The organism is Psychrobacter piscatorii (assembly GCF_904846415.1).
GTDB classification, from domain to species: domain Bacteria; phylum Pseudomonadota; class Gammaproteobacteria; order Pseudomonadales; family Moraxellaceae; genus Psychrobacter; species Psychrobacter piscatorii.
This window is the reverse complement of sequence record NZ_CAJHAR010000042.1, coordinates 1-17,571: the sequence shown is the minus strand read 5'-3', so window position 1 is coordinate 17,571 and position 17,571 is coordinate 1. Positions and strand designations below refer to the sequence as shown.

Below are 17,571 nucleotides of genomic sequence, written 5' to 3'. Positions count from 1 at the left end.
ATTCTCTCCCATTGGTCATCACGTAGGGCATGTCGTCTTGTCATAGTCATTGAGCTCAAATTCCTAAATACGATCTAAGTATAGCTTATTCTGAAATATCCATGCTAATTGATGACACGCCCTAGTAATTATTTAAAAGAGAGTGTGTGACCTCTTCTAAAATTTTAAATATTCTCGTTGAGTCATCTTTTGAATTGTTATATAAGGGATTAATTTCTGCCATTTCCCAGCAACATACTTTTTCGTTTTTAATGAGCTCTATATTGAGCTGCATGGCTTGCTCATAAGACAGACCATTCATGGCAGGCGTACCAGTACCTGGGACGTATAAAGGATCAACACTATCCACGTCAAACGACACATAAATATGATCGCAATACTCTAGTTTTTTAAAGATTTCGGCTACTGTGGCACTGATGCCTTTTTTAGTTATTTCAGCCACGCTATATAAAGGAATTTTATGTCTCTTGATTAATTCCATTTCCTCTTCTTGATAATCTCTAACCGCACAAAACACCACGTTTTCTGGCTTGATTGATGGCTCGCTCGATGCCATAAATTTTAGTCGCTCCCAATATTCTTTTTCTGCGTCAGAGAGCTCGTTGCGTTTACATTCCAAGTTATCGATTGCACAGGCCATTGCCAAAGGCATACCGTGCATATTTCCTGATCCACTGGTATATGGTGAATGAAAATCAGCATGCGCGTCTATATAGACCACGCCGATCTCAGCATCAGGGTGCGCCATTTTGAGACCATGCATCGTACCTGCACAGCTAGAATGATCGCCTGCGATAACGATAGGAAACTGATTCTCCTCTCTTATCTCTTTTATTTTATGTGCCAATTTAGAGATAACAGGCTCAATCACATCAGCGTATTTTGCATGTTTAAATGGCGATTCTTCTTCATGGATATATTCATTTTTGATACTGTCAAGTTGCAGTTTTTCATAGTAATCTGCATTCATCTCTTTTGATGATGCGCGCAATGCATCGATTCCTAGTGACGCGCCTTTTTTATGCCCTGCGACATCTGAATACACTTCTACTATTCGCACGTTTTTCATTAGATCATTCATTATTTCGTCTCCATTAAATAAAACAATTTTTCATCATTTGAATTTATTTTTTTCTCACTACTTAGCTATAGTCAGTCCTAAATAAGAAAGATATATCCTGTATCACACGCTACTGAAACAAATTTTTCTGGCTTGCTGTGCCTTCGCAGACAGAGGCGGCGCAAAATTTATTTCAGCAGCGCCTATTTACTTTATAGTGGATCAAACACTTTATAACGGCTCAAACCTACAGCCCCCACTCACGCCATAGACTCAGCTTCACGCGTCACTGTACTATGACCTTTACTATGAGCTTTCACTACCGAATAGAGGTTTTTAGGATCTTGTTGATGAGGGATCAAATCAAGCAGCTCATAGGCGTCCTGTTTCTTGATCAAATCACGCAAAAATACTAGAGCCGTAAAGTCTTCTGAGGCAAAACCAACACCATCAAATACTACTAAGTTGTTGTCGTTGGTGCGTATGTCTTTCTCACCTTTCACGATGCGATGAAACTCAGTCACAGGAAAATCTGGAGAGAGCTGTTGGATATCGCCTTCAATACGGGTTTGTGGTTCAAATTCTACAATCACATGATCGGCTCTTAGCAAAATGTCGGCATCCAGCTCGGTTTTGCCAGGGCAATCGCCACCGATGGCATTGATATAGACGCCTTTTTTGATCATATCATCACGCAGGATGGTGGCATTTTTCTTATCAGCGGTACAGGTGGTGATGATATCTGCGCCGTCAACGGCTTCTTCTACGGTTTTGCAAATGGTAATATCTAGGCCTGAATCGGCAAGGTTATGCGCTACTTTTTCAGACGCAGCTGGGTCGACATCATATAAACGTACTTTTGATATTCCAACCACTGCTTTCATACCCATCGCCTGAAACTCTCCTTGCGCACCATTACCAATGAGCGCCAACGTTTCAGCGTTTTTAGGCGCACAGTGTTTGGCAACCAGTGCTGAGGTCGCCGCCGTGCGTAGTGCGGTTAGAATACACATTTCTGTCAGCAAGATGGGATAGCCTGTATCGACATCAGATAACACGCCAAAAGCCGCTACCGTCTGTAAATCGCGCTTGGTATTGATGGGATGGCCATTGACATACTTACACGCAAACATGTCACCATCGCTGACAGGCATGAGCTCTATGACACCGTCTTTGGAATGAGAAGCAAAACGACTGGATTTTTCAAACTGATCCCAACGAAGATAATCTTGCTCTAACGCATCTACCAATTCTTTTATGGTCTGTTCGATACCATAATTACTGATGATTTCAGCCATCGCCTGTACGCTAACAAATGGCACACCCTGCTTTTGCGATACGATAAATTTTGACATTAGTTTTGCTCCCTTCCATGAATATTATTTATTAAACCGACAATCAATATCCTACCAACTATAAATGTCAGTTAAAATGTCAATAATTTATTAAATATTGATGTATTTTTGACATATTGATAACCTCCACTTAGCATAATGTCAAAACTTGATGAAGGAAGCACTTTTATGGCGTACTATACTTATGACTCTTTAGATAGCGAGCTGATATCTGAGCTTCGACAAGATGGCCGCGCAACCATCTCAATCCTTGCAAAAAAACTCAAAGTCTCGCGTGCCACTGTCCAAAATAGATTGGATAGATTGATCCATAACGGCGCTATTTTAGGCTTTACGATTCGCGTGCATGAAGCGCTAGATAAAGAAACCGTTAAAGCGATGATGATGATCGAGGTAACAGGCAAATCTACCTCACAAGTGATTAGGAAACTGCGTGGCATCCCGCAATTGATTAAGCTCCATACAACCAATGGCGCGTGGGACTTGGTAGCGGAGATACACACGACAAGTTTGAGAGAATTTGATGAAGTGCTGCGGCAAGTCAGAGAGATTGACGGCATTTTGAATAGCGAAACCAGTGTTCTGCTGTCGAGCTTGTAATGTCTATATCCAGAAAAACTGTTTCCACTCATACAGTATAATTGCGTATATACATTTTATTTAGGAACACACCCTAGTATCGACTATATTTATAAATATTTTTTATCCCCTCGTTTTGTGTACTTGTAGGTATACTTTGCGAGCGTCATTCGAGGTTTTCAATGCTTAAACAACATCGACAAGCACTAGTGGTTGAAGGCGGCGGCATGCGTGGCGCATTTAGCAGCGGTGTCTTAGACGCCTTTTTACAACAACAATTCAATCCTTTTGATCTGTGTGTGGGCGTCTCTTCGGGTTCAACTAACGTTGCTAACTATTTGGCCGCACAACAAGGCCGCACCTTACATATTTACTTGGATCATTCCCTTCGATCTGAATTTATCCATTATGGTCGTTTCCTTAGAGGCGGTGACTTGCTGGATCTAAAGTGGATGTGGGATATGGTGGAGCAAGAATACCCACTGGATCAGTCACAGTTATTTGCCAACCATGCTGAGTTTTACATGGTGTTAACACATGCTATTTCAGGAGAAGCGATCTATATCAAAGCGGCTAAAGACAATATTTTGGATGGATTAAGGGCATCCAGCTCTATTCCAGTGCTGACCCGCCAAGCGGTCGAGATATTTGGTGAGCCTTATTTTGATGGTGGTGTGGCAGATGCTTTGCCCGTACAGTGGGCAGCTGGGCAACAGAGTATTGATAAGCTCATGGTCATACGTACTCGCCCGCAAAACTACGCTAAAGCAAGCAGTAAAGGCGATCAGCTGTTGGCCAAATATTATACTAAGCAACGACATGGTTTTGCCCAAAGCTTGTTGACGCGAACCCAACGCTATAACGACTCGGTACAATTTTTACAGACGCCATCATCACAGAAGATTTTAGAGATTTGTCCACCCGACTTAAAAAACATGGCGAGTCGATTATCCAAAAATAAGGCCAAAATCCGTTATAGCTATGATGTGGGATTAGAAGTTGGACACAAGGCGATTGAGGATTGGCATCAGCTTTAACCTTTTTGTTTTGAGTAAAGGAGAGATATCAAAAAAACACGGGCTTCGAATATAAGAAATTGGCTTAAACCTTGCCTTAGATAACCTTTGAATCACAAAGGTTAGTAACTAAGCTAAAATAAGATAAGTAATGATATAATGACCCGATAATTGATACTCTATGAAAGGTTTATACGATGGCTCGTACCGCTAGCGCATTGCACATTTTAGTCAAACAAAAAGAGTTGGCAGAAGATATTATTGCCAAGCTCAAAAAAGGCGCGGCATTTGATGTGCTGGCCAAACGACACTCAACCTGTCCATCAGGCAAAAAAGGTGGTCATTTAGGTGAGTTCGAAAAAGGTCAAATGGTAGGACCTTTTGATAAAATCTGCTTCAACGGCGAACTTTTTACCCCTCATTTGGTAAAAACCAAATTTGGCTGGCATGTGGTCAAAGTGCTTTACAGAACGTAAGCGTTAGACTGTAAAAACGCAAGTCGCCGCTTCAATGACAAGACGACTGAACCATTCAATTTAGGCTTTTTTCTTAGCAAAAAAGCTTTTCATCAAGTAAAACGGTGCTTTATGTATAACAATTCCTCGACTCGTCTCAATAAATACATCAGCGAAAGTGGGATTTGTTCCAGACGCGACGCTGACCGCTTTGTTGAACAAGGTAATGTATACATCAATGGCAAGCGTGCATCGGTGGGTGATCAAGTGGCTGCTGGAGACGTAGTAAAAGTCAACGGACAACTGATTGAGCCACGCGAGCCTGATGATTTTATTTTTATTGCCTTGAATAAGCCAGTCGGCATTGTCAGCACCACGGAAAGCTCTGAGAAAAACAACATTGTCGACTTTGTGAGACATTCGGTACGTATTTTCCCGATTGGGCGTTTGGACAAAGACTCTCAAGGATTGATCTTTTTGACCAACAATGGCGATCTGGTCAATAAAGTATTGCGTGCTGGCAATAACCACGAAAAAGAATATCTCGTCACAGTAAATAAGCCAATCACGGATAGTTTTATTGAGGGTATGGCGAGTGGCGTGCCAATGCTGGGCAAGATGACAAAAAAATGTCCCGTTACTAAGGTAGCACCCAACGTCTTTAACATCACACTCATTCAAGGTTTGAACCGTCAAATCCGCCGTATGTGTGAGCATTTTGGCTATGAGGTCGTCAAGCTTGAGCGTACGCGGATTATGAATGTAAGCCTTAAGGGGCTTCCTGTCGGCGACTGGCGAGACCTGACACCAACAGAGCTGTCTGTTCTGCTAAAGGCAGTAGAAAAATCCTCGTCGCAAGACAATCATTCGGGCAAAAAATCGCGCAATGCACCACGAAAAAAACCGCGTCCTGATGCTCAATCAAAGTCAAAACCCTCTGCAAAATCAGCGGGTGCTGCAAAGGGACGTAACAAGTACGCTAAGGATGATGCCAGAAAGCCAGCAGGTTCTAAAGGTAGAGATGGGCGTCCTACCGGTCGTGGCAAGAATGCTGGAGGCAATGGCAAACCTGCTACAAATGGCAGACGCCCCTCAAAAGGTCGAGGTTCTAAGTGATCTTAGTCACTATTGAATGTAATGACGTTACTATCACGACAACACAGTGCTTTGTCATGCTTTAATCGGTGCAACGATACGTTTATCTTATCTAAGCGATCCAGATCTTGATCGCCAAAAATAGCGCTTATAATGGGCGCTATTTTTTAATGCCTTACATATAAATGTATGCACCTTAATAATCGCTTTTCATTTTGAGCTTTCATTCTTCGTAAACTGGCTATGTTTTTGAGAATAACCCGCCGTTTTTGCAATGGCAGATGATGCCCGCCTTTTCTTTATTATTATTCAATAAAAAATGATTGAATTTGCTACAGTACACCAAGACCGCTTAACAGCAACTGCCCACCAGCAAAAAGTAGCAAGACACCAAAGGCGCGCTTGAGCGTCAAAGCAGGTAAAATATGCGCCAGTTTTGCCCCAACTTTTGCCATCGCAAAACTCGCCACTGAAATGCACAAAAAGCCCGTAATATGGATAAAACCTATCGTCCCTGCTGGCATATTGACGACGTCTTGACCAAACCAAGCAAACCCTGTCGCACCGGCCAGTGCAATGGGTAAACCGCAAGCGGCAGAAGTGCCGACGGATTGCCGCATCGGCAACCCTGACCAATTTAAAAAGGGCACGGTCAGACTACCACCACCGATACCAAAAATAGATGATGCCAGCCCAATGCCCGTACCCGCCCCAAACTGCACGCCAGCATGCGGCAGCGGCCTATCGAGCTGCTCTTTGTTGGATAAAAACAGCATTTTTAGTGCCATCATTAGCGCGCCCGCACCGATAATCACTTGTAGCATCTGACCGTCGATCATATCGGCGACGCCAGCACCGACCAAACTACCAATGACCAAGCCAAGCGCCATATGTCGCCATACTTCCCAGCGCACACCGCCGCGCTTATTGTGTGCCATCAGTGAGCTCAGCGACGTCACTGCAATCGTAGCCAAAGACGTCCCAATCGCCAAATGCGTGATGACCTCTGGCGGAAAGGCATACACCGTAAAGATCCATACCAGTACGGGCACAATAATCATGCCGCCGCCCACACCAAACAAACCCGCACTGAGACCTGCGAATGCCCCAGCAATGACAAACCACACATACAACATGTAACGCCTACCTTTTTGTGATTATTAATCATCAATGAGCATGCAGCGCGAACCCACAACGACGACTTATTAAACGCTATCGGTTTCTATCGATCCATGCTTGTAGCCCATCGATATTGCGAAAGTCATCCCAACTTCTACAGGAAATGTGCGGTAGCACGTTATTGACCATTTTGGACAACGCACTACCCGGCCCTATTTCTATGATCATACTGGGCTGGTACTCTTCAATGGTTTCTAAGCACAGATACCAGTCTAAAGGGTGATCGATTTGCTGCGATAGTATGCGCAGACCTTGCTCACTGTATCTGGTGCCGTCAGTGGCACTAATAATCGGTATCCGCATTTTAGGAAGTGTTAAAGGCTGTGTGTAGCTGGCAAAGGCCTCTGCCGCATCCTTCATCATGACCGTGTGCGAGGGCACCGATACTTTTAGCCGCTGTACATTTTGCGCGCCTAAATTTTGGGCAATGGTGGCAGCCTGCTCAAGACACTCGTGATTGCCTGCGATGATGAATTGATCTCGATTAATCTTAATAGACAAATGGGTCTGGCTCTGTGTAAGCAGCTCATCCATTTTTCGATCAGGCACGCCCTTGATGGCCATCAGCCCACTCGATGCGGTTACTGCGTTTTGCATGACGCTGGCTCTTTGATGCACCAAATCTAAACCAGCAGCATAAGGGAGCTGGCTACTGCAAGCAAAAGCACTGACCTCACCTAAAGAGTAGCCTGCAAACGCCATTGGCGCGGCGATCAATCGCTGTAGCTGCTGCCAACGATAATACTGCAACGTATAAATAAATGGCTGCGCAATCTGATTGTCAAACAGTCGCTCTTCAGACGATTGGCTACTATTAATACTATTAGCATAATCCTCAGATAATTCAGGCGCTACCGAGCGCAATAAAGACTGCTCATCAGGTGACATCTGACTCAGTATTTCGTCTAGATGCGCTTGGCTTTGTAGCCCTTGCCCGCTAAATAGGATGATTAAATTCATTTTCCACCTTATATAAGAGGATTGTGACCGCGAGCAAATCGGCGCTGCCACCGGGGCTAAGGTTATGCTGCACAAAATACTGATTGATATAGCTTATTTTCTGTCGCCAATCACGCTGATGCACGCCGCCTGCTTGCAAAAACTGCGTGGCCAAGCGCTGCGCCACTCTTAAGTCTTCTATACCGCCGCGCCAGACGATATTGGTATCTGATAGTAGCGATATTAGTAGCATCAAGGTCTGCATGCTGGCTTTTTCAAAGTCTTGGGTGCGGTACATGGTCTCATAAAAACAAGGCAATACTTGCGCTTGAATGATTTCAAAGCCATTTGCCACCATTTCAATCGCGCCGGTGATGCCATATTGTTTGAACATTTTTTGCCCATGGCTATTGGGGTCTCGCGTTAATCGCGTATTCAAATCCACCTGCCAGCGCTCCACTAATTGCGCGCAAATATTGTGAGCGGTTAACGCTATGTCTGCTTGTATACATCGACCAATCGCAGCGCAAACAAAGCCCAAATTAAATATCGCGCCTTTATGAGTGTTGATATTATGGGTGGCCTGCCGCATTTTTGCTTCTTGATAAATACCTTGATTTTTGATGGCATCAAACGGGCTGTCGTCATAACCAAACTGGCTCAAAGTGGCAAAATAGCCCTGTAACGATGTGATACTGTCGATGAACGTCTGGTGATTCATGTCGGTGTGGCTGCCATTACTTGACGGACAGACAAGACCGGGTTTGTTTTCTAGACTCAATTCATCATATAGGGCTTCGCACGCCAAGGCATCAATGTGCTGCCAAATCGCTTGCAGGGACTGTTGCGGTGTTTGTGTTTGCGCGAATAAAGTGCTCATAGTCATCGGTATTCCATCCTAGTAATACGTCTATATTTTGTAGCTTGATATCATCCAAGGTCTTGACCAACACGGTTGAAATATCAAACATAATGGCGCAGGTCAGCTCGTTAAAAGAGACATCGTCGCATCCATGCAACCGAATCTCTCCGTCGATTTTTAAGTCAGCCAACGTATTTGCCAGCCGGCTGAATGCGGCAATTTCTAATAATATTGACGCAATATGATCGCTATTGGCAACGATTAACAAATCTAAATCTGAGGTTGGTTTGACAAAGGATAATCCTGTGAAATATTGATTGGCAAAGGAGCCATAGACGTGAACCGTACATCCTAAAAGGGTACAACGCTCAATAAAGTGCGCTGTGGGTTTTTGAATCGCTGTAGGCAATTGCGGAACTAAAGTAGCTAGCGCTAGCGGAGTAGTAACGACTTGCGGAGGGTTAGGTAAGGTAAGTGCCAATCGGTATTTACAGCCGTCCTCAATATAACTGGTCGCCACTTTGGTGACGTTAGGCATATCTTGTCTACAAACGGTGAGTGGCTGCTGAGAGGCAATCATACTCTCAACCGCCAGCGTCACAGAGGCAGGTAAGGAGAGATTCATAAAGTCGTATGATTCGTGCGCTTGTAAATAAACCAAATCATGACGCTGCATAACACTCTCCTTGATAGCTTTTATATTTTTATACTTTTATTAGTAACGAACGTGGCTTTTCTCTATCGATATTAAGCTGTCAATACGGACTCGACAATGTCATTACACAATAAGCGCCCTTCTCTATCTTCTGCTACTTGGCGGCGCTCATCTGTCAGAAAATCATCCGTGTGACCCAGCTGCGACTCTAGGGCGTTTTCAACCAAATGCGCATCCAGCGTGTTCCAAATCTCATTAACAGCACCCATGGCATGATAGTTCTCTACCCCAGGGGCAAAGATAGCAGAGGTCTGTGATAAGGATTTTAGCTTGTCTAGCGGTATCTTGGTCACTCGTGACATCGCTTGTAGATCCATCACTTTGACTTGGCTCGACTCTAGCGCAAATGCTTGATTGGCCATGAGACCATAAGACAAGAAGCCGCCACTAACCGCCTCGCCTAAGACAATGGCGAGATTGGGATGGCCACGGCGTCTGAGCAAATCGACACAAGACGCCAGATGCGCAAAGGTTCTATTTAGGCACAGTAGCTCATCGGCTCGTGAGGAGTCTTGCCCTAGGGTATCGACGATAAATACGACGGGCGTCTGTTGATCTTGGTCGATAACATCTAAAATCTCACCCGCCAGCGTCATGGCGATGTATTGATTCATGGCGGCTGAATCGACCGTACCAATGATTTCAACTTTACCCAGTTTGGTTTCGGCACTGCCGCGTATCATTGAATCATTGATTTTATAGTCAAGGTTATTAGGAAACAGTGTTTCTAAAACGGTTTGCGTTTGCATGATATTATCCTTTTTTAATGGCTCTAGTCTGCTCGGCACTGAGCATGGCAATGGATTCAGGGTTATCGATATGCATGGCCTGCCAAATGGGCGTGCTGTCCTTTTGCCCAAACCATTGATCGTACTGCTGCTGCAATCCCGCTTGGCGCTGCTGTAAATATGCCAAGTCAAGCGTTATCGTAGGCTCAGCCAGTGCTTCCATAATCCCTTGCTTAATATCATCCACATCATCTTCTACCAAAAAGTCGACATGATCGAGCAGATAACGTGTTTTACCGCCTGTCACACGCCAGACCAACGCGCGGTCTTTGGAGTCAAACTCTTCAACGCCTTTGATGGTTTCGATAACCTCAGGCCCTGACAGCGCCAAACGCCCTTCTTCTGTCATGATGACATGTGTACTCAAGCAGGCACAGATACCCATCCCGCCAAACGCGCCATTGGTACCGCCAATGACAGTGATAATGGGAATACCGGCATCACGTACCTTGAGCATTGCGCGCATAATCTCAGAGATGGTAATCAGCCCTGCGTTTGCCTCGTGCAGACGTACGCCGCCTGAATCGACAAAAAACACAACGGCTTTAGGTTTGTCTTCGATGGCTTTGAGTAAGGTGCCGACAATTTTTGCGCCGTGTATTTCGCCAACTGCGCCGCCCATGAATTTGCCTTCTTGCGCGATCATGTATATTGGCGCGTCTTGAATAGTTGCCTGCCCAATAATTACCCCATCATCAAAACTGCCGACAATATCGAGTGAAGCAAGGTTGGGGCTCACAGGGATGCTACCGGGTTTGAGGATCTCTTGAAAACTGCCTTTATCTACAATACTAGCGATGCGATTACGCGCCGTCTTTTCGTAAAAACTCTTTTGAATGGTTGCATTATCCATTTAATTCGTCCTCCAAGATGTTGACCGCTTGGCTCAAGCGTAAGCTTACTACCGCTGGCGTCGCTCCCATATCATTGATTTTAAATTCCAAACCGCCTACGGCATAACGATCAGAGAAGTCTTGTAAGACTGCTTTCCAAATGTGATCAAATCCCGTCACCGAGGTATCAATGATAAAGTTGCTCTTGTCGCTATCAGCCAGTGGTGACACCAACACTTCTAAATTGCCAGAACCCACCACACCGCAAATCACGTCTTTTTTGGCGTCTTTAATCGGCTTTGAGTCAAAATTAAAATTCAGTATGTTCATCGTTCTATCCTTATCCTGAGTATGATATTTACCAATTTCTAAAGCGGCTGGGCGGTGCGTAGGTGCCATTGGACCATTTCACCAAATCTTTAACCGATTTTGCAGCCAGCAGATCTCTCGTCGCTTTTGATGCATCGATACCCATATCTTCTGGTCTTTGGATAATCCCGCGCGCTCTTAACGCTTTGACTTTGTCATGGTCTCGCTTCATGCCGACAGGCGTATACCCTGCGACGCCGCGAATCGCTTGCTCGCGCTCCTCTGGCGTACGGCACAGCAGCAAGTTGGCAATGCCTTCTTCGGTCACGATATGCGTCACATCGTCGCCATAGATCATGATTGGCGGTAGATCACTGCCCATTTTTTCTTGTAGCTGCCACGCATCCAGCTCTTCAACAAACACCGAGTCCATATGCTCGCGGTAGGTTTCTACCATTTGCACTACTAGCTTGCGGCCTTTTACCACGCGTCCATCGGTGGCTTCTTGTCCTGCTTTAAGATAGGCATAGCTGGAATGTCTGCGGCCATGTGGGTCTGAGCCCATATTGGGTGCGCCGCCAAAACCGGCGATACGATCGACCGTCGCGGTCGAGCTGTTGCCTTGTAAGTCAATCTGTAAGGTTGAGCCGATAAACAAGTCACAGGCATACAAGCCTGCGGTTTGGCTAAAGGCACGGTTGGAGCGCATGCTGCCATCTTTGCCCGTGAAGAATACATCAGAGCGGCTTTCGATATAGTCATCCATCCCCACTTCCGAACCAAAGCTGTGAATGCTTTCGACGAAGCCACTTTCGATAGCTGGAATCATGGTCGGATGTGGATTGAGCGCCCAGTTGGTACACACTTTGCCCTTTAGATTCAGTTCTGCGCCGTAAGTAGGTAATAGCAATTCAATCGCTGCGGTGTTAAAACCAATCCCGTGATTAAGGCGTTTGATTTGGTACGGCTCGTAAATACCTTTTAGCACCATCATGGCCATCAGTATCTGTACTTCGGTAATCTGAGCAGGATCGCGGGTAAATAACGGCTCAATATAGTTCGGGCGCGGTGCCACAATGAAAAAATCAACCCAATCTGCAGGTATATCCACGCGTGGTACGCTGTCGACCAACTCATTGACCTGCACAATGACGATGCCGCTTTTAAATGCTGTCGCTTCGACGATCGCTGGGGTGTCTTCCGTGTTGGGCCCTGTATACAAGTTGCCTTCTGCATCCGCAGAATGGGCGGTAATCAAGCAGACATTGGGGGTCAAGTCGATAAAATATCGACCGTATAGCTCTAAATAAGTATGGATGGAGCCAATTTGGATTTTTTGCTGTTGAACCAGTTTTGCCAATCTCAAGGCTTGTGGCCCTGCAAAAGAAAAGTCGACTTTACTGGCAATACCTTTATCAAAAATATCAATATGGCTAGGTAGCGCTAAGACCGACTGCAATATGTGCAGATTGTTTAATACGTCACTGTTGCACTGCGATAGACATTCAGATAAAAAGTCCGCCTGCTTTTGGTTGTTACCTTCAATACAGATTTTGTCTTCAGGCGCGAGGACGGTTTCTAGCAATTCAATGGCACGATCATTCGGGACTAGCTTTTCTAAGCCTTTATTTTTGGCAGCATCGAGCTTTTTATTGCGGCGTATTTTTTGTAAGTTCCATGGTGTTTCTTCAGTATTCGCTTTCATAAGACTTCCTTTATCTAATCATTAAAAGAACGCGTTGACGGTCAAAAAGAATACAGATGGCCCAAGCAGCGCGCCCAGTCCTGTATAAAAAGTCGCCACTAACGCGCCATACGGCACCAGTCTGACGTCCGTGCCTGCCAATCCAGCCGCAACCCCACTGGTCGTTCCTACTAAGCCACCAAAAATCATGGCTGAACGCGGGCTTTTTAGGCGCATGAACTTGGCAAGTAACGGCGTTGAAATCATAAAGAACACAGCTTTGATGAGACCAATCGCAATTGATAAGGCAATAACTTCTGAGCTTGCGCCAACTGCTGTGCCTGTAATTGGGCCTACAATATAGGTCATGGCACCTGCACCAATGGTCGTCATGGACGCTGCATCTCTATAGCCGAGGGTCCATGCCACTGCTGCGCCGACCACAAAGGGAATCACGCAGCCTAATAACAAGGCAATCACGCCGATCTTGCCCGCACTTTTGATTTCTTTGACATCGACCTCAAACGCCGTTGAGGAGATAGCCAAATCCCGCAGCATCGCGCCGCCTAGCAGCGCAAAGCCTGAAAAGATTTCGATATCAGAGATGCCTTTGCTACCAGTGGTATATAAGCCAGCAAAATAGGCGGCAATCAAACCGAGGGTAATGGCAATGGCGGAGGATTGGAGTTTGCCGCGGGTGAGATATTTAGAGAGCATTTGAGAGAACAGCATCACCAGACCCGTGACTGCGAGTGCAGTGACAAAACTGTTTTTGGTGAGCGTCTGTATAATTAAGTCCATTTAATTATTCCTTATCGCGCTAAGAGTGGTAGTGTGTGTATTTACAGTGTGTGTGCTTACTACTTAGATAACGCTACTCCTTAAGACAGATGATCGAGCGTAGGGGTTTCTTCATCCCATGTGAATGTGTCGTAATCATCGGCCATGTTATTGAGCCAGCGGACAACGATAACGGTCGCAGTCAGCGCGATAATAGAGACAATGGCCGCAACCAAGCCGCCTGATAATGCAGCAACAACGTTCTGTCCTGCCGCCATAGCCACAACGATAGGAATATACATCCCTGCCCAGTACAACACCCCAAATTGGGTCGTTTTGGGTAACAATCCTCGTTTAGCAAGAAATTCCTTACCGACAATCAACAGCACCATGGCAATGGCAACACCACCAATATTGGCGTCGACACCGAGTATTTTTCCCAATAAACCACCCAGATACACACCGAGTAGATAACACATCGACAATAAAGCCGTTCCATATATGATCATAAAAACCTTCCTTGGATATAGTTACAATCGCTTCGATAACCCGTAAGCTTAGAGTGCATACTTGCGATTGGTTTTGGGCCGCTAAGACCTGAGTATTTATCTACGTTCCTGTAAATAATATCGGCCAAAGCCTGTCAAAACCTTGCAAGCACTTCGCATCTGATGCCCACTTGTTTGATATAATCTAATACAGTTGGTTTGAAAGTGCAACCAAATTGTATTTATAAAACCGGTTATTGTATACAAAAGGAAAAACCATGAGTTTAATCGATGACTTACCGCTGTCCGTACAAGTAAGCAAAAAAATAGAAGATGACATCATTTATGGACGCTTGCCACCCGGCACCAAACTTGACGAAGCCACTCTGTGTGAAAAATACGGCGTATCACGCACGCCTATTCGTGAGGCCTTAAAACTCTTAGCTTCCGAAGGATTGGTAGAGATAAGACCACGCCGAGGCGCCATCATCCCGACGTTAAATATCGTCACCTTGTTTGAGATGTTTGAAGTGATGGCTTATCTTGAAGGCATGTGCGGTAGGCTTGCCGCAAGACGGATCAATGAAGACGAGAAAGTTGAGCTGCTACATTTGCACGATCAGTGCAAACAGTACTTAATCGAGGACAATCCAGAGAGCTACTATGAAGCCAATAGAAAATTTCACTTTTTCTTATATCAATTGAGCCATAACAGCTTTTTGGTTGAGCAAGCCAGCAATTTGCACAATCGTCTGCATCCCTATAGACGCCTGCAACTGCGGGTCAACAATCGCATGCAGCACTCGTTTGATGAGCATCAGAGCATCGTCGATGCCGTGATTAACGCTGATGAGGATTTGGCGGAGCGTTTGATTAAAGCGCATGTCTCGATTCAGGGTGAGCGCTTCACCGACTTGGTGGCTACTATGAAGCCTGACAATACTTAAGACTAAAGGTTGTCAGATAGTCTTTATTAGGATTAATACGAGACCCTTTAAGCGATTCAGGACTACATCTATTTCTAGATATAGTCCTGCTATTTTTGATTGATGTGACATCACCATGTCTAAGACTATTTTAATTATTGAGTGCATTGAATAAGATGAGAAGAGACTTTGCTGACTCTTGGCTTCTAGGGTCGATATTGACCACAGGTGCCACGACATTATGATGCATGAGCATAGCTCTTACTTCTTGTCCAAGTGCAGCGACGCTAAGCTCATCGCCATCTTCGCAATGTGTGACTGCAACAATGCATGTGGTTTGGGTTTTTTCAGGACTAAAAAAAGTGAGCATTTTATCTAGATTTTCATAATCAGGCGTTTCTCCATATTTAATCAAGATAAGTAAACCCCATAGTGACCGATTCACAAACTCCCATAAAAACGAATAACGCTCCTGTCCTGGTACGCCATAAATCCCCAACGCCATATCATTGGATAACGTAATCCGACCATAGTCTATACCCACTGTGGTATATTCTTTTCCTATATCGATAGTGGATTTTACCTCTGTACCAAAAGGGCTTATTTCGCTCAAAGTTTGGACCAATTGAGTTTTTCCAGAGCCAACTTCTCCAATAACGGCTAATTTTTGGTAGTCCACTTTTTACCTCATTCCTAGAAATTTTTTAATAGCACCAAAGAAACTACTAGGTTCTTTTTCATGTACTATTTCTACTTCCTTGTTTTGAGAAAATTCTGACTCTGTTACTGTTAGTATCCCAAGTGTTTCGAATTGATTAAGCGCTTCAACAACCTGATCACGTGTGCCAAATCTTTCATCTGCTACTAACTGTTCAAAAGGATAAGCAATTTTAGTTAGCTTGACACACAAATCAATAATTGTCTGAGATTGACCGATACTGTTTAAATCAGGCCAAGCCTTTAACCTTAAATTTTTACCTTCATAATTTTCTGGATTAGGTGTATTTTTTAAGTCATAGAATTTTCTTATGCCTATTTTTTGTTGTTCGTTGAAACTGGATAGGTCTATATCATAGGTTTCTCTAAACTGCTCAAATAGTTGACTTTGATCTACTAAATTGAAAACACTGATTTTCCATGTTTTAAAGCAGCGCTTAGAGATGCGCCTATTGATAAACATACAGGGGTCTGAATGCCTAGAATCAACTAATATTTTTGATGCTAACTGTTCTACTACCTCATAGGGTCCTTCAATCACTTGAAAGTAATACCCTTTCCTATAGCATAGGAATCCTGTTATTTCTAAATTTTTGTTTCTATTAGAAGCTTTGACGATACCTGACAGTCCAATGGGTAGACAAACACCGCTTTTTGTAAGGGGTGCTTTACTGATGTAGGCAACACATTTCATTTCATCCCCCCATATTTCTCTAAAATCCTTGAAAAAACTGACCAACCGAACAATATTTTTCTGCTAACAGACTGATTTTAAAGTAGGTTAGCAGAAAACTATTTTTTATATTATATTTCGATGCTATCTTCCACTGACTTCACTTTTCGGCGTGCCAGTGCGAGATTGGCCTTAGTTTTATCTAATACAAGATAGATAAATAAGTCCTCATGATTGGCTGTTGGGCGAATGATATGTATCTGATCCTCAAGTGTGATCAAAATATCCTGAATACCGCCAGAAAGACCTAACGATTTCATTGTTTGAACTTTGGCTTTGACAACCTGAGAATTACCAGCCGCTGCTAGCTCTAAATCAACACCTCCACCGATAGTTCCTAGTACCATGCCAGACATATAATCTACTATACAACCACCCATAGCTCCATCAAGTGTCATTAGTTCTTGTAAAGACGCGTCAATATTTGTCATGTTTTACCTCTCAACTTTAGTTAGAAGGATTATTTGCATAAACAAACTTTGCTAAGCAGCTTAGCTTATCAAAGCTTACTTAATACTAATCTTTTTTTTCTAAACATTTAACTGCTTTTTTCAATAAAACTAAAAAATTACTTTGTTAGGCAATGAAAATCATGAAGAAATAGTAATTTCTTTATTTTCAATAAGCAATAAGATATTATTGATAATATATCGATACTTGATAAGTAAAATTCTAGAAAAATGACTTATACTGTCAAATTCATAGATATGATTTTGGGAAGACTAAACTATTAAATAAGGAAGTCAAAAAATATACATCTAAAGTAAATGATTTTTATCTTTAAGGTTTGATTGGCAGATAAGATGATGAAAAATTTATTTTGAATTGAGAGCTATGTGCAGAGGTAAAAGCGAGAAGTTGTTATTCTATGAAGAAGATAAGGAAACGATCTATCATACTTAAAATAAAAATAGAGAAGAGATTTAAATAATATATAGTGTATCAAATACAAAAGTGTTATAAGATAAAACATCTCAACAGATATACTTAATTATCATGACTTATTCACTAGACTATCGCAAACAAGTTCTTAAAAGCTTAGCAAATGGCATGACCTT

General features: G+C 43.7%; 20 protein-coding genes. 5 read left to right on the top strand and 15 right to left on the bottom strand.

Features of this window, described 5'->3' with window-relative positions; genetic code table 11:
* Window positions 1-121 precede the first annotated feature (121 nt).
* Entirely contained in the window at window positions 122-1,081 is a 960-nt protein-coding gene (locus JMX83_RS13675; RefSeq protein WP_201510022.1) for an arginase, read from the bottom strand.
* 239 nt (window positions 1,082-1,320) lie between these two features.
* Window positions 1,321-2,415 (bottom strand): ornithine cyclodeaminase, encoded by a 1,095-nt coding sequence (locus JMX83_RS13670; RefSeq protein ID WP_201602843.1) that lies wholly within the window; start codon window positions 2,413-2,415, stop codon window positions 1,321-1,323.
* Between the two features lie 168 nt (window positions 2,416-2,583).
* Between JMX83_RS13670 and JMX83_RS13665 the strand changes: the two genes are divergently transcribed.
* The 4 genes from JMX83_RS13665 (at window position 2,584) to rluF (ending at window position 5,581) form a co-directional block, all read left to right on the top strand.
* Entirely contained in the window at window positions 2,584-3,015 is a 432-nt protein-coding gene (locus JMX83_RS13665; RefSeq protein WP_087040231.1) for an Lrp/AsnC family transcriptional regulator, read from the top strand.
* A gap of 161 nt (window positions 3,016-3,176) precedes the next feature.
* Window positions 3,177-4,031: a patatin-like phospholipase family protein gene (locus JMX83_RS13660; RefSeq protein ID WP_201602841.1), complete on the top strand. Its 855-nt coding sequence runs from the start codon at window positions 3,177-3,179 to the stop codon at window positions 4,029-4,031.
* 176 nt (window positions 4,032-4,207) lie between these two features.
* Window positions 4,208-4,486 carry a peptidylprolyl isomerase gene (locus JMX83_RS13655; RefSeq protein WP_201602839.1) on the top strand — a complete coding sequence of 93 codons (279 nt, stop codon included), beginning with the start codon at window positions 4,208-4,210 and terminating at the stop codon, window positions 4,484-4,486.
* 111 nt (window positions 4,487-4,597) lie between these two features.
* Window positions 4,598-5,581 carry a 23S rRNA pseudouridine(2604) synthase RluF gene (gene rluF, locus JMX83_RS13650; protein ID WP_201602837.1) on the top strand — a complete coding sequence of 328 codons (984 nt, stop codon included), beginning with the start codon at window positions 4,598-4,600 and terminating at the stop codon, window positions 5,579-5,581.
* Between the two features lie 311 nt (window positions 5,582-5,892).
* Here rluF and JMX83_RS13645 read toward each other — a convergent pair whose 3' ends face one another.
* From JMX83_RS13645 to madL, 10 genes are all read right to left on the bottom strand, one after another.
* On the bottom strand, window positions 5,893-6,696 hold the full coding sequence (locus tag JMX83_RS13645) for a sulfite exporter TauE/SafE family protein (protein WP_201602834.1): 804 nt from the start codon (window positions 6,694-6,696) through the stop codon (window positions 5,893-5,895).
* A gap of 76 nt (window positions 6,697-6,772) precedes the next feature.
* Window positions 6,773-7,699, bottom strand: a complete 927-nt coding sequence (mdcH, locus tag JMX83_RS13640; RefSeq protein WP_201602831.1) for a malonate decarboxylase subunit epsilon — start codon at window positions 7,697-7,699, stop codon at window positions 6,773-6,775.
* Entirely contained in the window at window positions 7,677-8,558 is an 882-nt protein-coding gene (gene mdcB, locus JMX83_RS13635; protein WP_227675875.1) for a triphosphoribosyl-dephospho-CoA synthase MdcB, read from the bottom strand. The genes mdcH and mdcB overlap by 23 nt, the downstream gene beginning before the upstream one ends.
* Entirely contained in the window at window positions 8,491-9,216 is a 726-nt protein-coding gene (gene mdcG / locus JMX83_RS13630; RefSeq protein ID WP_201602825.1) for a malonate decarboxylase holo-[acyl-carrier-protein] synthase, read from the bottom strand. The genes mdcB and mdcG overlap by 68 nt, the downstream gene beginning before the upstream one ends.
* A gap of 71 nt (window positions 9,217-9,287) precedes the next feature.
* Complete coding sequence (gene mdcE / locus JMX83_RS13625) at window positions 9,288-10,004, bottom strand: biotin-independent malonate decarboxylase subunit gamma (protein WP_201602822.1); 717 nt, start codon at window positions 10,002-10,004, stop codon at window positions 9,288-9,290.
* Window positions 10,005-10,008: 4 nt separating this feature from the next.
* Window positions 10,009-10,896 carry a biotin-independent malonate decarboxylase subunit beta gene (locus JMX83_RS13620; RefSeq protein WP_201602820.1) on the bottom strand — a complete coding sequence of 296 codons (888 nt, stop codon included), beginning with the start codon at window positions 10,894-10,896 and terminating at the stop codon, window positions 10,009-10,011.
* Window positions 10,889-11,206: a malonate decarboxylase acyl carrier protein gene (gene mdcC, locus JMX83_RS13615; protein WP_201602818.1), complete on the bottom strand. Its 318-nt coding sequence runs from the start codon at window positions 11,204-11,206 to the stop codon at window positions 10,889-10,891. The genes JMX83_RS13620 and mdcC overlap by 8 nt, the downstream gene beginning before the upstream one ends.
* A 28-nt stretch (window positions 11,207-11,234) precedes the next feature.
* Window positions 11,235-12,890, bottom strand: coding sequence for a malonate decarboxylase subunit alpha (mdcA, locus tag JMX83_RS13610; RefSeq protein ID WP_201602816.1), 1,656 nt, complete (start codon window positions 12,888-12,890; stop codon window positions 11,235-11,237).
* Window positions 12,891-12,911: 21 nt separating this feature from the next.
* The gene (gene madM, locus JMX83_RS13605) at window positions 12,912-13,670 is read right to left on the bottom strand and encodes a malonate transporter subunit MadM (protein ID WP_201602814.1); all 759 of its coding nucleotides are present in this window, start codon (window positions 13,668-13,670) and stop codon (window positions 12,912-12,914) included.
* An 80-nt stretch (window positions 13,671-13,750) separates the two neighbouring features.
* Window positions 13,751-14,158 carry a malonate transporter subunit MadL gene (gene madL / locus JMX83_RS13600; RefSeq protein WP_201602812.1) on the bottom strand — a complete coding sequence of 136 codons (408 nt, stop codon included), beginning with the start codon at window positions 14,156-14,158 and terminating at the stop codon, window positions 13,751-13,753.
* A 257-nt stretch (window positions 14,159-14,415) separates the two neighbouring features.
* Between madL and JMX83_RS13595 the strand changes: the two genes are divergently transcribed.
* Complete coding sequence (locus JMX83_RS13595; RefSeq protein WP_201602810.1) at window positions 14,416-15,084, top strand: GntR family transcriptional regulator; 669 nt, start codon at window positions 14,416-14,418, stop codon at window positions 15,082-15,084.
* Window positions 15,085-15,214: 130 nt separating this feature from the next.
* Here JMX83_RS13595 and JMX83_RS13590 read toward each other — a convergent pair whose 3' ends face one another.
* The 3 genes from JMX83_RS13590 to JMX83_RS13580 all read right to left on the bottom strand — a co-directional run bounded on the left by JMX83_RS13590 (window position 15,215) and on the right by JMX83_RS13580 (window position 16,944).
* Window positions 15,215-15,742, bottom strand: coding sequence for a GTP-binding protein (locus JMX83_RS13590; RefSeq protein ID WP_201602808.1), 528 nt, complete (start codon window positions 15,740-15,742; stop codon window positions 15,215-15,217).
* Window positions 15,743-15,745: 3 nt separating this feature from the next.
* Window positions 15,746-16,474 (bottom strand): BLUF domain-containing protein, encoded by a 729-nt coding sequence (locus JMX83_RS13585; protein ID WP_201602805.1) that lies wholly within the window; start codon window positions 16,472-16,474, stop codon window positions 15,746-15,748.
* Between the two features lie 110 nt (window positions 16,475-16,584).
* A complete protein-coding gene (locus tag JMX83_RS13580; protein WP_201602802.1) occupies window positions 16,585-16,944 on the bottom strand; it encodes a hypothetical protein in 360 nt (119 codons plus the stop codon).
* Between the last annotated feature and the right edge of the window lie 627 nt (window positions 16,945-17,571).

Bases quoted from the DNA above. Each gene is read 5' to 3' on its own strand.
- JMX83_RS13675 (WP_201510022.1), bottom strand. From the start codon at position 1,081: ATGAATGATCTAATGAAAAACGTGCGAATAGTAGAAGTGTATTCAGAT.
- JMX83_RS13670 (WP_201602843.1), bottom strand. From the start codon at position 2,415: ATGTCAAAATTTATCGTATCGCAAAAGCAGGGTGTGCCATTTGTTAGC.
- JMX83_RS13665 (WP_087040231.1), top strand. From the start codon at position 2,584: ATGGCGTACTATACTTATGACTCTTTAGATAGCGAGCTGATATCTGAG.
- JMX83_RS13660 (WP_201602841.1), top strand. From the start codon at position 3,177: ATGCTTAAACAACATCGACAAGCACTAGTGGTTGAAGGCGGCGGCATG.
- JMX83_RS13655 (WP_201602839.1), top strand. From the start codon at position 4,208: ATGGCTCGTACCGCTAGCGCATTGCACATTTTAGTCAAACAAAAAGAG.
- rluF (WP_201602837.1), top strand. From the start codon at position 4,598: ATGTATAACAATTCCTCGACTCGTCTCAATAAATACATCAGCGAAAGT.
- JMX83_RS13645 (WP_201602834.1), bottom strand. From the start codon at position 6,696: ATGTTGTATGTGTGGTTTGTCATTGCTGGGGCATTCGCAGGTCTCAGT.
- mdcH (WP_201602831.1), bottom strand. From the start codon at position 7,699: ATGAATTTAATCATCCTATTTAGCGGGCAAGGGCTACAAAGCCAAGCG.
- mdcB (WP_227675875.1), bottom strand. From the start codon at position 8,558: ATGAGCACTTTATTCGCGCAAACACAAACACCGCAACAGTCCCTGCAA.
- mdcG (WP_201602825.1), bottom strand. From the start codon at position 9,216: ATGCAGCGTCATGATTTGGTTTATTTACAAGCGCACGAATCATACGAC.
- mdcE (WP_201602822.1), bottom strand. From the start codon at position 10,004: ATGCAAACGCAAACCGTTTTAGAAACACTGTTTCCTAATAACCTTGAC.
- JMX83_RS13620 (WP_201602820.1), bottom strand. From the start codon at position 10,896: ATGGATAATGCAACCATTCAAAAGAGTTTTTACGAAAAGACGGCGCGT.
- mdcC (WP_201602818.1), bottom strand. From the start codon at position 11,206: ATGAACATACTGAATTTTAATTTTGACTCAAAGCCGATTAAAGACGCC.
- mdcA (WP_201602816.1), bottom strand. From the start codon at position 12,890: ATGAAAGCGAATACTGAAGAAACACCATGGAACTTACAAAAAATACGC.
- madM (WP_201602814.1), bottom strand. From the start codon at position 13,670: ATGGACTTAATTATACAGACGCTCACCAAAAACAGTTTTGTCACTGCA.
- madL (WP_201602812.1), bottom strand. From the start codon at position 14,158: ATGATCATATATGGAACGGCTTTATTGTCGATGTGTTATCTACTCGGT.
- JMX83_RS13595 (WP_201602810.1), top strand. From the start codon at position 14,416: ATGAGTTTAATCGATGACTTACCGCTGTCCGTACAAGTAAGCAAAAAA.
- JMX83_RS13585 (WP_201602805.1), bottom strand. From the start codon at position 16,474: ATGAAATGTGTTGCCTACATCAGTAAAGCACCCCTTACAAAAAGCGGT.
- JMX83_RS13580 (WP_201602802.1), bottom strand. From the start codon at position 16,944: ATGACAAATATTGACGCGTCTTTACAAGAACTAATGACACTTGATGGA.